The sequence below is a fragment of the Limnohabitans sp. WS1 genome (assembly GCF_003063265.1).
Classification (GTDB): Bacteria; Pseudomonadota; Gammaproteobacteria; order Burkholderiales; family Burkholderiaceae_C; genus Limnohabitans_A.
Genome location: NZ_NERU01000039.1, coordinates 1 through 2,182 on the forward strand (window position 1 = coordinate 1; position 2,182 = coordinate 2,182).

The 2,182-nt window shown below is 62.0% G+C and carries 2 protein-coding genes; both read left to right on the forward strand.

Features of this window, described 5'->3' with window-relative positions; genetic code table 11:
- On the forward strand, positions 1–1,434 hold a 1,434-nt coding region (istA, locus tag B9Z48_RS21270; RefSeq protein WP_108380578.1), incomplete at its 5' end, for an IS21 family transposase.
- On the forward strand, positions 1,431–2,182 hold a 752-nt coding region (gene istB, locus B9Z48_RS21275; protein WP_108380579.1), incomplete at its 3' end, for an IS21-like element helper ATPase IstB. The genes istA and istB, both read left to right, overlap by 4 nt.

Consider the following 2,182-nt stretch of genomic DNA (forward strand, 5'->3'; position numbering starts at 1 on the left):
TGGCCACCGGCTCTCGTTTCCACTTCCTCCAGCCTGTGCGAAGTCCACCGCGTCTTCATTGAGGCCCAACTTCGCCTTCGCCGCAACGCCACCGCCATCTTCCAAGACCTGGTCGATGCCCACGGCTATTCAGGGGCCTACAACTCCGTCAAACGCTTTGTGCGTGCCTTGCGCAAGAAGACGCCCGAGCAGTTTGATCGCCTGTCCTTTTTGCCCGGCGAGGAGATGCAAGTCGATTACGGCGAAGGTGCGCCGACCTTGGTACCCGGCACCGATCGCTACAAGAAGCCACGCCTGTTTGTCGCCACACTGCGCCACTCCCGGCGCAGTTTCCGCCGCGTGGTCTGGAAGTCCAGCCAACAAGTGTGGGCCCAGCTGCACGAGCAGGCATTTCGCTACTTTGGCGGCTGCCCCCAGTACGTGGTGCTGGACAACCTCAAGGAGGGTGTGCAGAGGCCCGATTTGTACGAGCCTGAACTCAACCCAGTGTATGCCGCCATGCTCGAGCACTATGGCGTGGTGGCCGACCCTGCCCGCGTGCGCGACCCCAACCGCAAGGGCACGGTGGAGCACGCCATCGGCCACACCCAAGCTACAGCCTTGAAGGGCAGACGCTTTGAATCGATCGAGGCCCAGAACGAGCACTTGGAGCATTGGGAAACGAGTTGGGCCGCCAAGCGCATTCACGGCAGCGAGCGCCAACAGGTGCAGGCCATGTTCGAGGCCGAACGTGCGCACCTCAAGCCCTTACCCCTGCTGGGCATGCAGTACTTCACGCAAGGCGTGCGCACCGTGTGCGACGACAGCTGCGTGCGGGTCGATCACAGCAGCTACGCCGCACGCCCTGCGGCCATCGGCTCCAAAGTGCTGGTGCGCATCTTTGAGCGGCGCATCGAGATCCGGGATGTGCAAGGCGCTTTGCTGCGCACACATGCCAAAGCCGAGCGGCCAGGCTCGGTGGTGCTGCCTGCGGATGAGCGGGTGTTCAACCCATCACGCGAGACGCGGTTGATCCTTGGCCAGGCCAAAGAAATTGGCGAGCACGCCAGCCGCCTGTGTGAGCTGATGTTTGCAGCCGAAGGTCGGGTGGGCCAAAGGAAGCTCTGGGGTATCGTGGGATTGACCAAACGCTACCCGGCTGTCTGCATTGACGGCGCCTGTGCCCAAGCCTTGGCGCAAGGGGTCTACAGCTACAAACAAGTCAAGGCCTTGGCCGAGCGCTTGTTTGCCGATGCCATGGCGGCCATGGACGAGGCATCCAACATGGCCTGCGCAGTGCACGCCGACACCATGGCCCTTGAGGGCACTTTGGTTCAGCAGCACGAGCTGATCCGCCAGACCGACGAGTATGCAGATTTGTTCACCCACGCAGCCCTGGTTGCCAGCGCGGTGGTGGCCAAGGCCATGGATGAGAAAGCAGGAGGCCAGGCATGAACATGACCGAGATCGACAACGCTTTGCGTCAGTTGCGCCTGTCGGGCATGCAGCAAACCATTTCCACCCGGGCGATGCAGGCCCAGGCCAGCCAAGAGCCGTTTCTGGAGACATTTGCCGCCTTGCTGCAAGACGAGTTGGAGCGGCGCAGCTCCGTCCTGATGGAGCGCCGCTACAAGCGCTCGGGACTCGATGAGAAGGCTTCATTGGCGGATTTGGACTGGCGCTTTAACCCCAAGATACCCCGAGCCGCGTGCTTTGAGTTGCACACCTTGAAGTTCATCACCCAAGGGGCCAATGCACTGATTGTGGGCAAACCGGGTACAGGCAAGAGCCATGTGGCCAAGGCGCTGGCGTACCAGGCCACGCTGCAAGGCTATGACGTGCGGTATTTGGAGGCGGACACCGAGTTTGCGCGGTATGCGCTGGCGAGCAGCCAGGACAGGGCGAATTTGCTGCGGGAGTGGGTCAAGCCGGATTTGCTGATCGTGGACGATTTGTTTCTGGCCAGGCGAATCACGGCGGAGGCAGCAGAGGCATTGCAGGCCATCGTGCACCAGCGCTACAAGCTGCGCCGCGCCCTGGTGGTGACATCGAACCGGGTAGTGCAGGACTGGGGCAAGTATCTGGGGGATGCCACGATGGCCAGCACGATTTTGGACAGGTTGATGCACCGCTGCGTGATGTTGGAGTTTGAGGGCAAGAGCTACAGGCTCAAGGAGGCGGCTGCTCGCTTGGCCGTCCAGCC